18 protein-coding genes are annotated in these 18405 nt (G+C 47.2%); 10 read left to right on the top strand and 8 right to left on the bottom strand.

The features are described from left to right. Positions 1-51 precede the first annotated feature (51 nt). The 6 genes from VGD82_RS05450 to VGD82_RS05425 form a co-directional block, all read right to left on the bottom strand. Positions 52-786 carry a proteasome-type protease gene (locus VGD82_RS05450; RefSeq protein ID WP_331019437.1) on the bottom strand — a complete coding sequence of 245 codons (735 nt, stop codon included), beginning with the start codon at positions 784-786 and terminating at the stop codon, positions 52-54. A 131-nt stretch (positions 787-917) separates the two neighbouring features. Further along, positions 918-2144 carry a hypothetical protein gene (locus tag VGD82_RS05445; protein WP_331019436.1) on the bottom strand — a complete coding sequence of 409 codons (1227 nt, stop codon included), beginning with the start codon at positions 2142-2144 and terminating at the stop codon, positions 918-920. Between the two features lie 33 nt (positions 2145-2177). Then, positions 2178-3083, bottom strand: coding sequence for a transglutaminase family protein (locus VGD82_RS05440; protein ID WP_331019435.1), 906 nt, complete (start codon positions 3081-3083; stop codon positions 2178-2180). Positions 3084-3105: 22 nt separating this feature from the next. Next, positions 3106-4062 carry an alpha-E domain-containing protein gene (locus tag VGD82_RS05435; protein ID WP_331019434.1) on the bottom strand — a complete coding sequence of 319 codons (957 nt, stop codon included), beginning with the start codon at positions 4060-4062 and terminating at the stop codon, positions 3106-3108. Further along, positions 4056-5546 carry a circularly permuted type 2 ATP-grasp protein gene (locus tag VGD82_RS05430; protein ID WP_331019433.1) on the bottom strand — a complete coding sequence of 497 codons (1491 nt, stop codon included), beginning with the start codon at positions 5544-5546 and terminating at the stop codon, positions 4056-4058. Before VGD82_RS05430 ends, VGD82_RS05435 begins: the two co-directional genes overlap by 7 nt. Before the next feature lie 345 nt (positions 5547-5891). Beyond that, positions 5892-6758 carry a YicC/YloC family endoribonuclease gene (locus VGD82_RS05425; protein WP_331019432.1) on the bottom strand — a complete coding sequence of 289 codons (867 nt, stop codon included), beginning with the start codon at positions 6756-6758 and terminating at the stop codon, positions 5892-5894. Between the two features lie 268 nt (positions 6759-7026). Between VGD82_RS05425 and VGD82_RS05420 the strand changes: the two genes are divergently transcribed. The 8 genes from VGD82_RS05420 to VGD82_RS05385 all read left to right on the top strand — a co-directional run bounded on the left by VGD82_RS05420 (position 7027) and on the right by VGD82_RS05385 (position 14005). Continuing rightward, positions 7027-8001 (top strand): serine/threonine-protein kinase, encoded by a 975-nt coding sequence (locus VGD82_RS05420; protein ID WP_331019431.1) that lies wholly within the window; start codon positions 7027-7029, stop codon positions 7999-8001. Next, positions 7998-8909 (top strand): PP2C family protein-serine/threonine phosphatase, encoded by a 912-nt coding sequence (locus VGD82_RS05415; protein WP_331019430.1) that lies wholly within the window; start codon positions 7998-8000, stop codon positions 8907-8909. Before VGD82_RS05420 ends, VGD82_RS05415 begins: the two co-directional genes overlap by 4 nt. A gap of 37 nt (positions 8910-8946) precedes the next feature. Further along, on the top strand, positions 8947-9672 hold the full coding sequence (rph, locus tag VGD82_RS05410; protein ID WP_331019429.1) for a ribonuclease PH: 726 nt from the start codon (positions 8947-8949) through the stop codon (positions 9670-9672). A gap of 4 nt (positions 9673-9676) precedes the next feature. After that, the gene (gene rdgB, locus VGD82_RS05405; protein ID WP_331019428.1) at positions 9677-10300 is read left to right on the top strand and encodes an RdgB/HAM1 family non-canonical purine NTP pyrophosphatase; all 624 of its coding nucleotides are present in this window, start codon (positions 9677-9679) and stop codon (positions 10298-10300) included. Continuing rightward, entirely contained in the window at positions 10293-10514 is a 222-nt protein-coding gene (locus VGD82_RS05400) for a hypothetical protein (protein ID WP_012777539.1), read from the top strand. The genes rdgB and VGD82_RS05400 overlap by 8 nt, the downstream gene beginning before the upstream one ends. Positions 10515-10519: 5 nt before the next feature. Continuing rightward, on the top strand, positions 10520-11764 hold the full coding sequence (gene hemW, locus VGD82_RS05395) for a radical SAM family heme chaperone HemW (protein ID WP_414684459.1): 1245 nt from the start codon (positions 10520-10522) through the stop codon (positions 11762-11764). Positions 11765-12004: 240 nt separating this feature from the next. Then, positions 12005-13342 (top strand): ammonium transporter, encoded by a 1338-nt coding sequence (locus tag VGD82_RS05390; RefSeq protein ID WP_331019427.1) that lies wholly within the window; start codon positions 12005-12007, stop codon positions 13340-13342. An 18-nt stretch (positions 13343-13360) separates the two neighbouring features. Further along, the gene (locus tag VGD82_RS05385) at positions 13361-14005 is read left to right on the top strand and encodes a hypothetical protein (RefSeq protein WP_331019426.1); all 645 of its coding nucleotides are present in this window, start codon (positions 13361-13363) and stop codon (positions 14003-14005) included. 59 nt (positions 14006-14064) lie between these two features. On the opposite strand, the gene argH is transcribed toward VGD82_RS05385, so the two are convergent. Next, complete coding sequence (argH, locus tag VGD82_RS05380) at positions 14065-15510, bottom strand: argininosuccinate lyase (protein WP_331019425.1); 1446 nt, start codon at positions 15508-15510, stop codon at positions 14065-14067. 280 nt (positions 15511-15790) lie between these two features. On the opposite strand from argH, the gene VGD82_RS05375 reads away from it, so the two are divergent. Together VGD82_RS05375 and VGD82_RS05370 are read left to right on the top strand one after the other, a co-directional pair. Next, the gene (locus VGD82_RS05375; protein ID WP_331019424.1) at positions 15791-16795 is read left to right on the top strand and encodes a sensor histidine kinase; all 1005 of its coding nucleotides are present in this window, start codon (positions 15791-15793) and stop codon (positions 16793-16795) included. Further along, positions 16788-17555 carry a LytTR family DNA-binding domain-containing protein gene (locus tag VGD82_RS05370; protein ID WP_331019423.1) on the top strand — a complete coding sequence of 256 codons (768 nt, stop codon included), beginning with the start codon at positions 16788-16790 and terminating at the stop codon, positions 17553-17555. The genes VGD82_RS05375 and VGD82_RS05370 overlap by 8 nt, the downstream gene beginning before the upstream one ends. Positions 17556-17660: 105 nt before the next feature. Here VGD82_RS05370 and VGD82_RS05365 read toward each other — a convergent pair whose 3' ends face one another. Next, positions 17661-18341 carry a mechanosensitive ion channel family protein gene (locus VGD82_RS05365; RefSeq protein WP_331019422.1) on the bottom strand — a complete coding sequence of 227 codons (681 nt, stop codon included), beginning with the start codon at positions 18339-18341 and terminating at the stop codon, positions 17661-17663. Positions 18342-18405 lie beyond the last annotated feature (64 nt).

Raw genomic sequence — 18405 nt, 5'->3', positions numbered from 1 at the left:
AACTCTCTATAGCGATATGTTCTGATTATTAAAATAACCTAGCAAGCTAGATTAACACCAATCCGGGCTTGGCAATGCACTAAATACTGAGCGCAAGCCATCTGCCCAGCCTTGGCGGATTTGTACGTAATATGGGTCAGTTTCTGTAATGCGCTGCTGGCAATCCGCATGCAGGCTATCTACTCGATAAATCAGCAAGTCTATCGGCGCCGCCACAGAAACATTGCTGCGTATGGTGGAATCAAACGAAATCAGCACACATTTCACTGTGTCCATGATGTCGCTGCTCTGTTCCACCACGCGGTCAATGATAGGCTTGCCATATTTGGTTTCGCCAATCTGGAAATATGGCGTTTCCTGTGTAGACTCAATAAAGTTACCTGCCGCGTAGACATTGAACAAACGCGGCCTTTCACCTTTAATTTGGCCGCCCACCAAGATGCTGGCGTTAAAATCAATCTGATGGTTTTTAAAATGTTCACCATCACGCTCAAATGCCGCCCTTAATTCAGCGCCCACTAACCCTGCCGCATCAAACAAACTATCCACATTGTGCAAGTGCTTACTATCCGGCACATTTTTCTCGATACGCGCTCTCAGTGCGTTCACCACAGACTGGGTAATCGCAAGATTACCCGCGGTTAACAAGACAATCACGCGTTCGTTTTTAAGCTCAAAAATATGCATTTTAGGCGTAGAAGCCACCTGATCCACGCCTGCATTCGTGCGCGTGTCAGAAGCCAACACCAATCCTTGTTTCAGTAATAAACCGACACAATAAGTCATAATTTTTGTTTAATTTGGAAGAATTGCCATCATACCATTTTGCGTAATCACTCGCCAAAAAACTACTGCGAATCAATGCTCACATCATGGCGAAAATTAACAGATTGCGCACCACAGCCAGCACTCAATTTTTACATAAAGCCTGCAGCTTCAGTGAGCTTGGCCACATTCTCTTTAGTAAAGAATCCATCAAAGCTGCCATAACGCTGCACGTATTCGATAATCAATGAAGAGTGCTCGGAGGCATTAGAGAATATCTGCTTCAGCCCTTGTTCTTTAGAGCCAATCACATCTAACAAAAAGCCTTTACCGTTGTGTGAAATCGCATCAACGACAATGTCGATATGCTCTTTGCCATCACGCTCACCATCTTTTACCGCTATCGCCATGTGGTGCAGGCGCGGCCCGTAGTTGCGTACAAATACTTCAGTCGGTGATGGTAAATGCTCTAAATGGCTGATGAAATAAGGCGTATTGTTGGCGGTAAACACTTTGGCCGGGCTTTTAGACTCGGGGATGGCATGAGTGCTTTTGGTCACATTGGTCGAAGAGTTCTGGTCTTTAATGTTGTAAGCGCCCCAAAAGTAATAGCTAGACCATGATAGATACTCCAAAATGGCGACTTCGCGGTTCTGGCTATAAACGCGGGTTGCCAGATGATCCAGCGGTAGCAATAAGTCGCTGATACCTAGTTTATTTTGCAAAGTTTTTGCATTTTCATAGGCAGCCTGCGCCTCAGATGAAATAGTGCTTAAACCTAACGAATACACGCGCGTTTCATCCGGCGCTCGCTCTAAATAAGCGACAATATTATGGGTATAGGGTGAAGGCTTGCTCACCGCAAGGTTGCCTGGCAACTCTAGCTTGCGTACGTCATCTTGGCTGAAAAACCTGAAATCACGGGCCTGCTGTAAATCCACCACGCTATGTAAATCTGTCACCCGCAGAATCTCACCCATATAACGGCTATTCGGCCGTTTAGCGCCTATGGGGTAAACCTCATTCAAGCTTCTAAAAATATCGCGAACGCTAGGGTCTTTTACCTCGCGCAATAGAATATCTGGCGAATTTAAATCAATACGCAGCACATGCGTGAGGTGCTGCTCGCTCTCTAGCGTGACTAGGTAATGGTAAGGCGTCATTAACGCCAGCTCTGCAATATATTGGATAGCGTGGCCGGGGTCGACCGAGATCATAAGCGCGTCAATTTCATGAATCATGGCGGTTAAACCTAGTGCATCACGCTCTTCCAGCAGGCGAATCAGGTTTTCTTCAAAGAATGCAGAGTTTACTTTGTCGCCATGACGCTCATATGCGAGCGAGCTAACAGGTTTATTCATCAGTAGTTTCGCTTTCATTAATGGCTTGCTTGCAAGCCTGATACGCAAACGCTATTGCTGCTGCGCATACTGCGACTGCCTTTCCAGCACAGCTTCAGCGCGGGCTACCCGGTTTAATTGCGCCTGCTCCAGTAGCTGCACTGTATTAATCTTTTTCGGCTGCTCTACCACCAAACCGGCCTGATTCACAATCACGCTAGACGCCATCCCCTCAATACCGCCTCCTGAGCGCATACCACTAATTGGGCTGGCACTGCGGTAATCCAAGCCCGTGGCAAGGCGCACATGAGTTTCACCCGCACGGCAGCCGTTAGATACATCAAAACTCTGCCAGCCTTCACACGCGACAAACACATCTGCCCATGCATGAGTCTGCATTAAACTACCATCTTCTGTAAACAAATATCCGCTCACATAGCGCGCCGGCAACGCAATAGCACGGCAACAGGCAATGAACACATGGGCATGGTCCTGACATACGCCTTGACCGAGCGCGAATGCCTCAACCGCGGAAGTGGTGACCTGTGTGGCGCCTTTAATATATTGAACACGCGCCAGCAGCGCGTGCATCATGTCCTCTAATGCTGCATTCTGGCGCTGCGGCTGTAGGTAGTGGCTGGCGAAGGCCACTATCTCTGCGCTGTACTGCGTAAGCGGCGTATCGCGCAAATAAATAGGTAGCGGCAATGCCATATGCTGCGATACTGCATCCAGCCCGGTTTCAATTTGCCCAGCGGCAACAATTAGCAGCTCGCTATGCGGCGCATCCACCACCAAGGTATGCGTCACATTGCCATAGGCATCTTGCGAAGGTTGCAGCTCACCATTGACTTTAATGTCCCAGTGCCTCACGTGCTGACCAAAGCCATGCTGCGGAGTGAGACGTAGCTCCTGTATGGTGTAGTTCACGTCTTCACTATAAGCGTAGCGCGTGTGGTGTTCTATATTAAGTAACATGATAGTCCTGCCTGAATTGAGGTTAAGAAATGCTTAAAAAAGTTTTATGCACTTCCACACCCAATTTATTATTGGCGGAAATAAAATCACTTAAAAACTCATGCAAGCCACGCTGAAAAATATCGCGCATTTTGCCAAAGCGCAATTTTGAATGCAGCTCACCCGCCATGCGCCTACACTCACCGGCACGCGAGCTGGAAAGTTGCTCAAGAATGGAAGTGATTTCATCAAAACAGGCATGTAACGACCTAGGCATATCGCGCCTGAGCACCAGCAGCTCTGCCACTCGCCACGGCTCTATGGTGTCGCTGAATATCTTTTGGTAGGCCTGAAACGCAGACACCGAGCGCAGCACTGCACTCCACTCGTAATAGTCCACCGCACCACCCACCTCTTCTTGCTCTGGCAGCAATAAGTGATACTTCACATCCAGCAAGCGTGCGGTATTGTCTGCACGCTCGATAAACGTACCTAAGCGCACAAAGCTAAAGGCATCATCGCGCAGCATGGTGCCAAAACACACACCCCTGAATAAGTGCGAGCGCGCCTTTACCCAATCACAAAACTCACTCAAACCACTTTGCGATAAATCCTGTCCAAAAAACTGCCCAAACTCCAGCCATAGTGAGTTAATGTTCTCCCATGTTTCCGAGGTCATGGCCACGCGCACTGCGCGTGCATTTTCCCGAGCGCTGCGTAGCGAGCTATAAATACTGGAGGGGTTATTCATATCCATCGCGAGATAATGAATCACGCCTGCCGCCGTGTATTCCTGCTGGTTTTCATTAAAGTAATCACGCTCATATGCAGTCACATTGCCAGAAATCTCCAGCGCAGGCAGCCACAAGGCGGCTTCACTTTCTGCCGCATTCGGCACTAAAGACATGTTGTAGGTCACGTCCAGCACACGTGCCATGTTCTCTGCACGCTCAATATAGCGCGCCATCCAATAAAGGTGATCTGCGGTTCTGCTTAACATAGCACTTCCTCTGCCTGATTAACGTTAGCCTTGCTTGGCATCACTACATCCTCCTCCAGCACCCAGGTATCTTTGGTACCGCCGCCTTGGGATGAATTCACCACGAGCGAACCCTCTTTCATCGCCACACGGCACAGCGCACCTGGCACCAAGCTGCAGGTTTTGCCTGACAGCACAAACGGCCGCAAATCAACATGGCGCGGCGCAATGCCTTCTGCCACCAAGGTTGGACATGTAGAGAGCGCCAGCGTAGGCTGCGCAATGTAGCTGGCTGGGCTGGAGATGATGCGTAAGCGGAACTCCTCCAGCTCCTGCTTGCTGGCAGCAGGCCCAACCAACATGCCATACCCGCCTGAGCCTTGCACTTCTTTCACCACCAATTCATCCAAGTGCGCCAAGGTATAGGCTAAGTCATCCTCTTTGCTCAGCTCATAGGTAGGCACATTTTCCAGCAGCGGCTCTTCCCCTAAGTAAAAGCGAATCATGGCCGGCACATGGATATAGGTCGCTTTATCGTCCGCTACTCCCGTACCTACAGCATTGGCCAAGGTCACCCCGCCATTGCGATACACAGACAGCAGCCCCGGCACGCCCAGCATAGAATTCGCGTTAAACACCAGCGGGTCTATATAGTCATCATCAATGCGGCGGTAAATCACATCAACGCGCTGCGGCCCTTCTGTGGTGCGCATATACACTGCATTATTACGCACGAATAAATCCTGCCCCTCTACTAACTCGATACCCATTTGTTGCGCTAAGAACGCATGTTCAAAATAGGCGCTGTTATATGCCCCGGGTGACAATACAACCACCGTGGGTTCCTGGACATTGGTTTGCGCCACCGCACGCAGGTTGTTAAGCAACACTTGCGGATAATGCTCAACCGGGGCGATCGGGTACTGACGGAATAACTCAGGAAATAATCGCATCATCATTTTGCGATCTTCCAACATATAAGACACACCAGACGGTGTACGTAAATTGTCTTCCAGCACGTAAAACTGCGATTCGCTAGTGCGCACTAAATCCACACCCGCAATATGCGCATAAATCTGGTTAGGCACATCCACGCCGAACATCTCCGGGCGGTATTGGCTGTTGGCTAAAATGGTCGCAGGCATGATGCCAGCCTTGATAATGTCCTGATCATGATAGATATCATGCAAAAACATATTCAATGCTTTCACCCGCTGAATTGAGCCAGCAGACAAATGGCGCCACTCGCTTGCCGACAAAATACGCGGCAGCACATCAAACGGAATCAAACGCTCCGCGCCATCATTCTCGCCATACACATTAAACGTAATGCCTACGCGGCGAAACAACAGCTCGGCCTCCATGCGCTTGCTGTTCAGCTGATGATGCGGCACATTCTTGAGCCACTGGTGATAGGCTTTGTAAATCTCACGCACCCCCTCAGGGCTGCTTGCGGCTAAATCCAGTTGCATCTCATTAAAAAATTGCGGTTGTGATTTTTTCATGATGTAAGCCTTCCCTTGATACCTAAAGCATAAGCAAGGGGCATACCAGATAATTAACCATTTAAAATCATTAAGTTAACAACAATCCCAACGACAGGAACAATATAACGCCCACAATGAGTGCATAAATAAATGGCAGCAAGCAATTACGCAAGATTAATGTGCAGACATAGCACAAGATTGATATATAACAACAGCACGCAGATTAAATAACACGTGCAATTAGGGAGAGTAACTTTATGGAAGGGGGATTACATTTATTACACGATGCACAAGCGGCATCAGCCAACTGCGCGGGTGAGCCGTTTAGCTACACCCGTATACTTCAAACTTATCTATACAAATTTACTCAATATTTTGAATCTGCTCACGCATTTGCTCGATCAACACTTTCAGCTCCATCGACACTTGGGTAGTGTGCACGGATACTGACTTAGAACCCAAGGTATTTGCCTCACGATTCAATTCCTGCATCAAAAAGTCCAAGCGCTTACCAGCCGGTACATCACTACTTAAAATACGCTTCACTTCTGAAACATGTGCAGTCAAGCGACCAAGCTCTTCATCCACATCAATACGCTGAGCAAACAATACCAACTCTTGTGCGATGCGGTCTTGGTCTATGGTTTTAAGTGTTTCGTGTAACTTATGCTCAAGCTTTACCTGATACTCTTTATTCAAAGCTGGCAATAACGGCTTCACCTTAGCCACCAATGCCTCAATTTGCTGCACACGGTCTAAAATAATAGCTTTTAGCTTTTCACCCTCACGCTGGCGTGAAGCGTTCAGGTCTTGCAGACCGCGCTCTACCAGTTGCTTTACATCTTCTATCAAAGACTCTTGGCTTAATCCATCCTGTATCACCACGCCCGGCCAGCGCAGAATATCTGCCACGCTTAGCTCACGGCTTGCAGGAAACAGTGCCAGCGTTTTTGCCTGCAACGCCGCTAGCTGCTGCATTAACTGTTCATCCAGCTTAGGCGCCTGATTGGATTGTGCGCGCTGGATAAGATTAACCTTACATTCCAATTTGCCACGGCTCAAATGCGCCGCAATCAATTCGCGAATCGTAGGCTCTAAACTGCGGATACTTTCATCCAATTTAAAATGCACGTCTAAATAACGGCTGTTAACTGCACGCAACTCTAATAACAGCGTGGCATTTTCTATCGGCTGTTCTAATGCCGCAAAACCCGTCATGCTAAAAATCATCTTAAGATTTTCCAATGAATAAAATAAATTGGCACCATGTTATCAAATACTAGCCATTAAGCACTAAAAATAGCGCACTACAGTTTTTAAACACACACAACCCCCACACTAGATTCAAACTTTACATCAAAAAACTTTAACTTAAGCCCATTACGCGCTATATTGCTGTAGTAAATTTAGACAAAAGTAGCCCACCCTGAAAATGCAAGCTTGTGCGCATCATGCACGCAAATTTAATGGTAAATATCATCAAAGAAATCAATTTAAAGTGACCTCTACCAAGAATTTATCGTCAGTCAATTTAGCGTTAACTGCTGGCTACAAACTACATGACTATGAAATTACCAAAGTATTAAGCTCTGGTGGCTTCAGCTTTGTCTATCTGGCGCGTGATAAAGAAAAAAACATTGTCGCCATCAAAGAATATTTGCCAACCTCTATCGCCACCCGCGCAGACAGTGCCACGGTACTGCCCAATTCTGACGATGTGGCCTTGTTCCGCCACGGCTTAAAATGCTTTTTTGACGAAGGCCTAGCACTCGCAAAAATTGAGCATAAGAATATTGTGCGGGTGCTTAACTTTTTCCGCGCCAATGAAACTGTATACATGGTGATGCAGTACGAACGTGGAAAATCGCTGCAAGAATATATCCTGAGCCAATCAGAGCCGGTGTCAGAAAAGTTTATACGACGCGTGTTTAGCGAGCTGTCAAACGGCCTGCGCGAGGTACACACGCAAAAGCTGCTGCATTTAGATATCAAGCCAGCCAATATTTATATTCGCCTAGATGGCTCACCAGTATTGCTGGACTTTGGCTCTTCGCGCCAGGCGCTCACAGAGAACCAAGCTAAAGTCTCGCCAAGCTATACGCCAGGGTTTGCATCACCGGAACAGTATTACGACAGAAAATTACTGGGGCCATGGAGCGACATTTACAGTATAGGCGCTACCATGTACTCATGCTTAACGCGCACGTCACCACTGGCTGCTAATCAGCGCATTAAAAACGATTTACTGGTCCCAGCGGTTAAAATAGGTAAAGACCATTATTCGCAAGACTTGCTGCAAACCATCGACAAGTGTTTAAGCTTAGATTATCTTAAGCGCCCGCAAAGCGTATTTTCACTACAAAAATCATTGCTGGAAAACATGCCCAAGACCGACAAAAAGGCAGGCCTAGTACATAGAGTGATGAATGTTCTAAATAAATCAATATCGCTAAACAGCAATAAATCACAATGAAATTTACCATTTTCCAGAACAGCCGTCAGGGGCCGCGCCCGTACAACCAAGATCGGCTCGCTTATTCCTACAGCAAAGATGCACTGCTGCTTGTAGTGGCAGACGGTATGGGCGGCTATCGTCACGGGGAGATTGCAGCACAACTTGCAGTGACCACCATGACCGATGCGTTTCAACGCTTAGCAGTACCGGCACTATCTAACCCTGCTAAGTTTTTGACCGACCATATCCAGCAAGTGCACGACATGATAGACCAGCTCACTCAAGAGCGAGAGATGTTAGAAGCGCCGCGCACTACTATCGTGGCGGCAATCGTGCAGCGAGGCATGTTGTACTGCGCACACGTAGGCGACTCAAGGCTCTATCATTTCCGCGATGGGCATTTACTCTACCGCACAGAAGACCACTCTGTCGTACAATCACTCTACAATCGCGGCATGATCGAAAAAAGTGACATGTCTACACACCCCTACCGACACAAAGTCTATAGCTGCCTAGGCGGTGACGTACCCCCTAAAATCACGCTGTCAGATAGACAGGAACTGATAGAAGGCGACACTGTCCTGCTTTGCACAGATGGCGTATGGGGTGCGCTGACAGATGACCAGATCAAGCACATGCTAAATGGCACCACTATTTCAGAAAACGTAACACAGTTGCTTGACGAAGCTGAGGCTGTCAGCCAAGAACGAGGCGATAACATGAGTGCGATTGGGCTACAATGGGGCGATAAACTGCATAGCCAGTTAGCAGTTTCCACCATCACCATGCCTATGGGTGCCACCACCACCATCATGAACCCTATCACGCGTCCGGACAATCATGCCAATCTTGATCTCTCCGATGATGATATTGAGCGAACCATCGCCGAGATTCAACAGGCTTTACGCAAAACCAAACGCGTTTAAACATTTATACATTTCTAGAAATTTCAGGATTTAAATCATGCAACAAAATATCAGACCCAGCCAACGCGCATGCAATCAACTTAGAGCGGTTGAAATTATTCGCCATTACACCAAACACGCGGAAGGCTCAGTATTGGTTAAATTTGGTGACACGCACGTGCTGTGTACCGCGAGTGTAGATGAAAAAGTACCGGGCTTCCTTAAAGGTAAAGGTCAAGGTTGGGTAACCGCAGAATACGGCATGCTGCCACGCTCTACCGGTAGCCGCATGGACCGCGAAGCCGCACGCGGTAAGCAATCTGGCCGCACCCAAGAAATTCAGCGATTAATTGGCCGCTCACTACGCGCGATTATCGATTTAGAAAAGCTAGGCGAACGCAGTATTCAAATTGACTGCGACGTGATTCAGGCAGATGGCGGCACCCGCACCGCTAGCATCACCGGCGCTTACGTAGCCCTGCACGATGCAATTTCATTTTTGCTAAAAAACGGTAAAATCAGCGAATCACCATTAAAAGATTCTGTTGCTGCAATTTCTGTAGGTGTATATCAAGGTACACCAGTATTAGACCTGGACTACATTGAAGACTCTGACTGCGACACCGACATGAACGTAGTCATGACCGGCAAAGGCGGCTTTGTGGAGATTCAAGGCACCGCAGAAGGCGAGCCCTTTGAGCGTGATGCAATGAATGCAATGCTAGATCTGGCAGCGCATGGCATCCAACAATTGATTACTGAACAAAACAAAGCACTTGGTTAAACACATGGCACTTCCATTTAATCAACTTGTGATTGCCACTGGCAATAAAGGCAAGTTACGCGAAATTCAGCACTTGCTAAGCCCATTGGCGATTGCAATCACTCCGCAGTCAGAGCTAAACGTGCCTGAGTGCGAAGAACCATACTGCACTTTTATTGAAAATGCTTTAGCCAAAGCACGTCATGCCAGCAAACATACTGGTTTGCCAGCGCTGGCAGATGATTCCGGCCTGTGTGTGGATGCACTGTTAGGCGCGCCCGGCGTGCGCTCAGCCAGATATGCAGAAGCAGATCCAAATTCCAACCTTAGCCAGGATGCGCGCAACAACCAAAAACTGCTCAATGCCCTGCAAGGTGAAACCAATCGCCACGCACATTTTTACTGCGTGATGGTACTAGTTCGCCACGAGCATGACCCTGAGCCTATCATTGCAGAAGGCCAATGGGTAGGCGAGATACTCAATGACTTACGCGGTACGGATGGCTTTGGCTACGACCCGCTGTTTTTGGATGCAAAAACCGAAAAAACCGTGGCCGAGCTCCCGTTAGAAATCAAAAGCCGCATTAGTCACCGTGGCCACGCCATGGTCAAACTACTGCAAAAGCTAGAAAGGCTAAGCCATGACTAAGCCAGAACAAGCATGGCCTAAATGGTTACGTGATGATGGCAGCGTAGTTTCCTGCACGGAAAAAGTAAAAGTGATGACAGAAAACTTTGATGAACTGAAACAGATTGCACAAGATGCACTGGAAGACGGTTTATTGATGGAAGTATCCGAGCAGCAAATGCGTGAAGCGCTACACCAATTGGTAGATGCGCTGATCAACCCCTACCAAAGGTAAGTACCATTAAAAAGATTATTGAAATCAAGGCTGCGGCTGAATTTAAGCCGCAGTCGATTAATACCGTAGCCCCATTAGCAGGTGCTGCCACACTTTCTGGCTTAAGTAACCCGCCGCCGCTTTCTTTATACATCCATATCCCGTGGTGTGTGCAGAAATGCCCGTATTGTGACTTTAACTCCCACGAAAGTCGCTATAAAAACGGCGAACTTCCAGAAAAAACCTATGTAGAAGCACTAATCAAAGATTTAGAGCTTGCCACCCCCAAAGTATGGGGCAGAAAAATCAAAAGCATATTCTTTGGTGGCGGCACCCCAAGCTTATTTTCACCTACGGCCATCGATGCCATTTTAAGTCAGGTGCGTGCACTCACCCCCTTGGAGTACGATGCAGAAATAACACTGGAGGCCAACCCAGGCACAGTGGACATCGCCAACTTCGCCGGCTACAAGCAGGCAGGGGTAAACCGCCTGTCACTAGGTATACAAAGCTTTAATGCTGGCTACTTAAAAGCATTAGGCCGTATTCACGATGACAAACAGGCCATTAAAGCTGCCGAACTAGCGCTCGCCACCTTTGACCGCGTAAATCTGGATGTAATGTACGGCTTGCCGCAGCAATCACTGGCCGATGCGCTGGCTGATGCAAAACAAGCGGTGGCGCTCAACCCTGACCACCTGTCGTTTTATCATTTGACACTAGAACCAAATACGCCGTTTTACCACACGCCACCCAGCTTGCCGGATGACGACACCAGCGCAGAAATGCAAGTGGAGATTGAAAACTTCCTAGCGCAGCACGGCTATGAGCATTATGAAACCTCAGCCTTTGCCAAAAAAGGCAGCCAGGCACGACATAATCTGAATTACTGGCAGTTTGGCGACTACCTAGGCATAGGTGCAGGCGCACATAGCAAATTAAGCTATCACGACAAAATCACCCGAGAAACTCGCCCCAAGCACCCCAAAGCCTATATGGAACAAGCACTACAGGGTAATGCCGTGGAGCGTGAGTCTATCGTTAGCCAAGACGCCCTAGGCTTTGAATTTATGATGAATGCACTCAGGCTAATTGATGGGGTTCCACTCACTTTATTCCAGCAGCACACCGGACTTAGCCTAATTACCTTAGAGCCGGCAATCAAGCAGGCACAGCAGAAAAAACTGCTTGTGATTGAAAATGGCTATATCAAACCGACTTTGCTCGGCCAACGCTACCTAAATGAACTGCTGCAATTCTTTTTAGACTAGCAGTTAGCACCAAAGCTCAGGCGCAGGCTTGTATAGAACTGCGTAATGTTTAAAATACCTAGCAGTGCAAGCACATGCACTGCTCCCTACGACTATTCAGTCGCTTTACCACCAGCCAAGCACGCATTATTAGTTAATGCCGCCAAACCACATTCGCACCTACATCCACCACACCCGTGGCACATATATTGCTTTTGTATAACGCGATAACTATAACGCTTTTACATTTACAGGTTGTATATGCAAAGAATGACTCGTCAACTGATATTGAGCAGCACTTTAGCATTACTCACCCCCTCTGCCGCCCTTGCTGGCGCAGTAGGTGGCGCAGTTAGCCAGCCTGCTGCATCAACCATTGCCATCAATAGCGTATGGGTAGTCCTGGCAGGCGCCTTGGTATTTTTAATGCAGGCCGGGTTTGCCATGCTCGAAACTGGCATGTCACGCTCTAAAAATGCCGTGAACATTATGATGAAGAACTACATGGACTTATGCGTAGGCACCGTGCTGTTCTGGCTGCTAGGCTACGGCTTAATGTTTGGCTTCAACCCGACCGGATGGTTAGGGACTGACCACTTCGCGCCTAGTGATGGCGGAGATTGGGAGTTTACCCTACTGTTCTTCCACATTATGTTTGCTTCTACAGCCGCCACCATTGTGAGTGGCGCCATGGCCGAGCGCACTAACTACCTATCCTATTTATTTGGCGCTATCGGCATCACAGCCATCATTTACCCGGTATTGGGCAGTTGGATCTGGAATAGCAACGGCTGGCTGAAACAAATGGGATTTATTGATTTTGCCGGTTCTACCGTTGTGCATTCGCTTGGCGGCTGGTGTGCGCTGGCAGGTGTTATCTTGCTGGGGCCGCGCTTGGGGCGCTTTAGCGAAACCGGCACTATTCATAACATTCCTGGCCACAATGTCGGCATGTTGGGTCTGGGTGGCTTTATCTTATGGTTTGGCTGGTTTGGATTTAATGCTGGCAGCACGTTGGAAGCAAGCACCAATATTGGGCTGATTGCACTCAATACGCAACTATCTGGGGCGATGGGTGCCATTAGCGCATTGCTGATTAGCGTTGTTCTACGTAAACCTATTTTAATTAGCAGCACGGTTAATGGCAGCATTGCAGGCTTGGTTGCAATTACTGCCGGCTGTGCCACCATGGATGCTAGCTACGCAGCGCTGACAGGTTTCATCGGTGGCATTATTTCTGTGTTGGGCGTGCAACTGCTAGAAAAAATACGTATTGATGATGTAGTCGGCGCGATTTCGGTTCATGGCTTTGCCGGCGTGTGGGGCACATTGGCGGCAGGCATATTCTTAAAAGGCAATATGTTTAATGGCGACCAAATTATTGTGCAGCTAATCGGCATTAGCGCCACATTCATTTGGGTGTTTTTTGCAGCATTGATTATGTACGGCTTAATCAAAATCACCTTTGGCTTACGTGTGAGCACCATGCATGAGCAGCGTGGCTTAGACATTACCGAACACGGTGAGATTGCATATCCAGAATTCACACATAACGCAGCCTATAAGACTGAACACTTACCACACTTACAGAAGCTATAAGCAGAAATTACAAGAACCATGATGGACTTAGTATTAAGACGTCGCGCCATTTATACTGGCCTAAAACCATTCTTGAGCACCACTGAAATGGCGCCAGCATTAAGCATGTGGGAAACTGAGTTTTCGTCTAAACCGGCCTATGCACTGGCAAGCTTTGTGACACGCTGCTGCACTACAGATGAATTAAGAAGAATACGTACACAAATTTTAAGTGCACTTATCGCCGCGCTCGAGTCACCCGAGTCGCTATTATTAAGCGACCCTGGCTCACAGGTGGGCAAACTGACCATGTCGAATCAAGGAGCAAGTGAGATATTACTTGATGCAAAAAATTCGATATTTATCGCGCTCTCTACCCGGCTATGGACCGCCGTAGATGAAATGACCGAAAAAAGCATCATCGACTTTATATTAAGAAACCTAGCCCATCTTAAACTTAGCAGCGAGCATGCCAACAGCCTCAAAGACTGGTTTATTAACAGAAGCACAATGTTTCCATGTAACTTTGAACTGACAACCCTGCAGAAGCTGATTAACCTCAACTATATTGCGCTATGTGAATATTACGGGCCAGTAAAAGCAGATCTGCTTTTATCGCAAGCAACACATGCAGTTGAAGCTGAAGCAATAAGGCGACAATTCAACCTGCATGATTTACTTTAAATAACAACATGACAACAACACCAAGCTAGCCATTTTAACCGCTTGGCGCCTGCTAATAACTACTTGCTCTGCAACAACTGTCTCGCGCGTGCAATCGCAGCCTTTACCTGTGCCGGTGCGGTGCCACCAATATGATTACGGCTATTTAACGAACCATCCAGCGTCAGCACGCCGTACACGTCGTCCGTGATTTCATGAGCAAACTCTTGCAGCTTGGCTAAAGGCAAATCACTTAAGTCTACTTTTTGGTCTACCGCATAACGCACAGCCAATGCTACCGCCTCATGTGCATCTCTAAACGGCATGCCTTTTTTCACCAGATAATCTGCTAAATCGGTCGCAGTCGCAAATCCTTCGCTCGCAGCCTGACGCATATTTTCTTTATTCACGGTAAAGCCGGCTTTCACCACCACACCGTTTTCCACCACTGGTAAACGCAGCATGTCTGCATAGATTTCTAGTGTTACCAACAAGGTATCAGCGGTATCAAACAATGGCTCTTTATCTTCTTGATTGTCTTTATTGTAAGCAAGCGGCTGGCCTTTCATCAAAGTCAGCAAGCCAGTCAAATGCCCGTATACACGGCCAGTTTTACCACGCACCAACTCTGGTACATCCGGGTTCTTTTTCTGCGGCATAATGGATGAGCCGGTACAGAAACGGTCTGCAATATCAATAAAGGCAAATCTTGGTGAGCTCCATAAAATCAGCTCTTCTGAAAGTCGTGATAAGTGCATCATCACGGTAGATGCCGCAAAGGTAAATTCAATCGCAAAGTCACGGTCTGACACCGCATCCAGTGAGTTCTCACAGACCCCGGCAAAACCCAAACTCGCCGCCACGTTAGCGCGGTCTATCGGGTAGCTAGTACCGGCCAATGCCGCAGCGCCCAGAGGCAACATATTTAAGCGTTTTTGACAGTCTTCAAAACGAGAAGCGTCACGTTTTAACATCTCGTAATACGCCATTAAGTGGTGGCCAAAAGTCACAGGCTGCGCCACTTGCAAATGCGTAAAGCCAGGCATCACCGTATCAAAATTAGCTTCAGCCAAATCTAGCAAGCTGGTTTGCAAATTAAATAAACCTGCAATCACCTGCTGGCAAGTCGTGCGCAGCCAAAGCCTCACATCGGTAGCCACCTGGTCGTTACGGCTTCTGCCTGTATGTAAGCGCTTACCTGCATCACCAATTTTATCAGTTAAGCGCTTTTCAATATTAAGATGTACATCTTCTAAATCTAGCGACCACTCAAACTGACCAGCATTGATTTCAGCCAAAATCTCCAGCAAACCAGTTTCAATCGCGCTGAAATCTGCCGCTGAAATAATGCCCTGTGTGCTGAGCATGCGCGCATGCGCAATAGAGCCCTCGATATCGTAAGGTGCTAAACGGTAATCAAAACCAATAGATGCCGTATATTTTTTAACCAGCTCTGCTACTGGTTCGTTAAAACGCCCAGACCAACTGGTATCTTTTTTATTGAGCGCGCTTATTTTCTCTGCCACTTTATTTGCCTATCTAGTATTAACTTGTCGTATTCCGATTAATGATAAAAATGTTTAAAAAACACGCCTTGTCGCCTTAGCTTCACACAAGCGCACCTTTTCTTTTTTATATTTTCACTTTTACATCTGAGGAAATTAAATTGCGATTGTTGTACAAATTTTATTCAACATTAAAAAAATGCTTAATAACAATATACTTATATGCATTAGTATAATGCAAAATAAAGTCATTTAAGATAAAGCGATTGTACTTGGCGATATAAATGCAGATAAAAATCCGATGAAAAATACCAGCCGCCTGCCCAATCTACGTAACTTAGGGGTTGCCTTACGCATACTCATCATCGCCAATTTAGCGCTGATATTGGGGGCTTTTATTTTAAGCGATGGCATGCAGGCATTTATGTATCAACTCACCGGCATTTCCACCTTCGCCCAGCCTACCTTGCTGATTAGCCTGTTTTTACTCTATAGCAGCTACCCCTTACTCTGCAAACTCTCTTATGGCCGTGCTACTGCCGCCACCTTCATCCTAATTGGGCTAAGCGCTACTGCGATCCATGCGTTTTTCTCACAGTTTTGGATTTTTAGCGAACTGCCATCTCTTACTCGCGTTATTTTATATGCCTGGATAATCGGCGCACTTACGCTGTATTACTTCAACCTGCATCATCGGGCCTATTCACCCGCAGTGACCGAAGCCAGACTGCAAGCCCTGCAGGCACGCATACGCCCACACTTTTTGTTTAACAGCTTAAATGCAGTATTGTCATTGATTCGCGACCAGCCTAAACAGGCCGAAACTGCATTGGAAGACATGGCGGACTTATTTCGGGTGTTGATGGCCGAAAATCGAGAGTTAGTACCGATTACGCAGGAAATCGCATTGTGTCGCCAATACTTGGCACTAGAGAAACTTCGCCTGAATGAGCGGCTAAACGTAGAATGGCTGATTGATGAAGTGCCACCGGATATTTTAATCCCGCCTTTACTACTACAGCCACTAATCGAAAATGCGGTATATCACGGGATAGAGCCATCTGCCAGTGGCGGCACTATTACTATCCAGATCTACACCAAGCAAAATGAAGTACATTTACTGCTAAAAAACCCTTACACAGCGCACAGCAGACACCATAACGGTAATAATATGGCACTAAAAAACATCAAAGAGCGGCTGACCCTACACTTTGACCTAGAGGCCTCACTGAAAAGCAAGCAGGTAGGCGATACATACCAAGTACATATTACGCTGCCTAATCAACAGCACAAGACTTATGCTTAATCACACTCATCTTAATATTGTCATTGCGGATGATGAAGCACCGGCGCGCAATCGTCTGCGTACCTTGCTGGGAGATATAGAAAATACGCAGGTGCTGGCTGAAGCTAAAAATGGTAAAGAGCTGCTAGAAATCATTAATCAAGCGCACGATGCACAAACCACAGCCCATATCGTATTGCTAGATATCCGCATGCCGGAAATGGACGGCATAGAAGCCGCCCAACATTTACAGAAGCTGCCCAAACCGCCTGCGGTAATCTTCACCACCGCCTACGACAATTACGCCATACACGCATTTGATATGAGTGCCGTGGATTATCTATTAAAACCTATCCGTCTCGAGCGCCTGCAAACTGCGCTACAAAAAGCACGTGCGCTATTACCTAGCCAGCTTGAAACGCTGACCCCACTTAGCCCTAAGCGTACACATCTCAGCATCAATGAGCGTGGTCGTATTTTACTGGTACCGATTAGCGACGTGATTTATCTGCGTGCAGAGCTCAAATACATCACCGTACGCACCGCTGAACGCGAATATTTAATAGAAGAATCGCTCTCGCATTTAGAACAAGAGTTCAGCCACATTTTCACGCGGCTGCATCGTAACTGCCTAGCTGCCAATGCCTATATTTTGGGCTATGAGAAGCGCCACCAAGATGAACATACGGAGAAGCAGTGGGTAGCACTACTCAAACACGTGCCTGAAACCATTAGCGTTAGTCGCAGGCAGCAACATTTGATTCGCCAGACAATACTCTAAACATGTGACGCTCTAGGCACGTACGGTTTGGGTAGCTCTGATACCAAAACCTTATCTACGGAACAAAGGGAACACGCATGCGGCACTAGCCACATGCGCCAAAACTTACTTATTCTTAAGCCTATTGGCATCCAGTTCTGCAATGGTTTTAGCCGCCCAATCTTTACCGCCTAAACCAAACGCCAGAGCCAAGGCCAGGAAAATTGCCCCAAACACAATCACAAATAGTGAATGTATCAGTTGCATGCCGATGCCTAACTGTTCTAACGCCACAAATATCGCAAGGATTTGAATACCATATTCTGCTGAGGTGCTTACAGTGAGCGCTGCAAAGAACTTAATGCTATGCAGCCAGGCAAACACTAACTTATTCACAAAGCGCGCTAGTAACGTACCAAAAATAATCACTAAAATCGCCAGGATAATGCGTGGTAGGTAACCTGCCAGCTGCTGCAACAAACTAGCCACTTCGCTGAGCCCCAGCATACTGGCACCAGTGGTAATAAATAAAATAATCACCAGCCAATACACTACCTGGCTAATAATGCCGCTCATGGTGACATGCATATTGCCACTGTTCATAAAAGCCTCAAGACCAGAGCGCTGTGCAAATCGATCAAACTGCATCAGCACCAACAAACGCTTCACTACCAGTCGCACCAACTTTGCAACGATCCAGCCAAAAAACAGAATCACCACTACGGCTAATAATTTAGGTACAAATTGCACGAGCTGTAACCAGAACTGGTTGAGAGATTCAATGAAAACTTCAAATTGATATTGCATTTTTACCTCCTTAACGCTGTTAAAAGTGTACTTTCCATTTCGTTTTAAGTTTAACTAAGTCATA

The organism is Methylotenera sp. (assembly GCF_036401095.1).
Lineage (GTDB): Bacteria > Pseudomonadota > Gammaproteobacteria > Burkholderiales > Methylophilaceae > Methylotenera.
This window is presented reverse-complemented; position numbering and strand designations above follow the sequence as displayed.

Coding starts and splice junctions, on each gene's coding strand:
- VGD82_RS05450 (WP_331019437.1), bottom strand. CDS start 786: ATGACTTATTGTGTCGGTTTATTACTGAAACAAGGATTGGTGTTGGCT.
- VGD82_RS05445 (WP_331019436.1), bottom strand. CDS start 2,144: ATGAAAGCGAAACTACTGATGAATAAACCTGTTAGCTCGCTCGCATAT.
- VGD82_RS05440 (WP_331019435.1), bottom strand. CDS start 3,083: ATGTTACTTAATATAGAACACCACACGCGCTACGCTTATAGTGAAGAC.
- VGD82_RS05435 (WP_331019434.1), bottom strand. CDS start 4,062: ATGTTAAGCAGAACCGCAGATCACCTTTATTGGATGGCGCGCTATATT.
- VGD82_RS05430 (WP_331019433.1), bottom strand. CDS start 5,546: ATGAAAAAATCACAACCGCAATTTTTTAATGAGATGCAACTGGATTTA.
- VGD82_RS05425 (WP_331019432.1), bottom strand. CDS start 6,758: ATGATTTTTAGCATGACGGGTTTTGCGGCATTAGAACAGCCGATAGAA.
- VGD82_RS05415 (WP_331019430.1), top strand. CDS start 7,998: ATGAAATTTACCATTTTCCAGAACAGCCGTCAGGGGCCGCGCCCGTAC.
- rph (WP_331019429.1), top strand. CDS start 8,947: ATGCAACAAAATATCAGACCCAGCCAACGCGCATGCAATCAACTTAGA.
- rdgB (WP_331019428.1), top strand. CDS start 9,677: ATGGCACTTCCATTTAATCAACTTGTGATTGCCACTGGCAATAAAGGC.
- VGD82_RS05400 (WP_012777539.1), top strand. CDS start 10,293: ATGACTAAGCCAGAACAAGCATGGCCTAAATGGTTACGTGATGATGGC.
- VGD82_RS05390 (WP_331019427.1), top strand. CDS start 12,005: ATGCAAAGAATGACTCGTCAACTGATATTGAGCAGCACTTTAGCATTA.
- VGD82_RS05385 (WP_331019426.1), top strand. CDS start 13,361: ATGATGGACTTAGTATTAAGACGTCGCGCCATTTATACTGGCCTAAAA.
- VGD82_RS05375 (WP_331019424.1), top strand. CDS start 15,791: ATGAAAAATACCAGCCGCCTGCCCAATCTACGTAACTTAGGGGTTGCC.
- VGD82_RS05370 (WP_331019423.1), top strand. CDS start 16,788: ATGCTTAATCACACTCATCTTAATATTGTCATTGCGGATGATGAAGCA.
- VGD82_RS05365 (WP_331019422.1), bottom strand. CDS start 18,341: ATGCAATATCAATTTGAAGTTTTCATTGAATCTCTCAACCAGTTCTGG.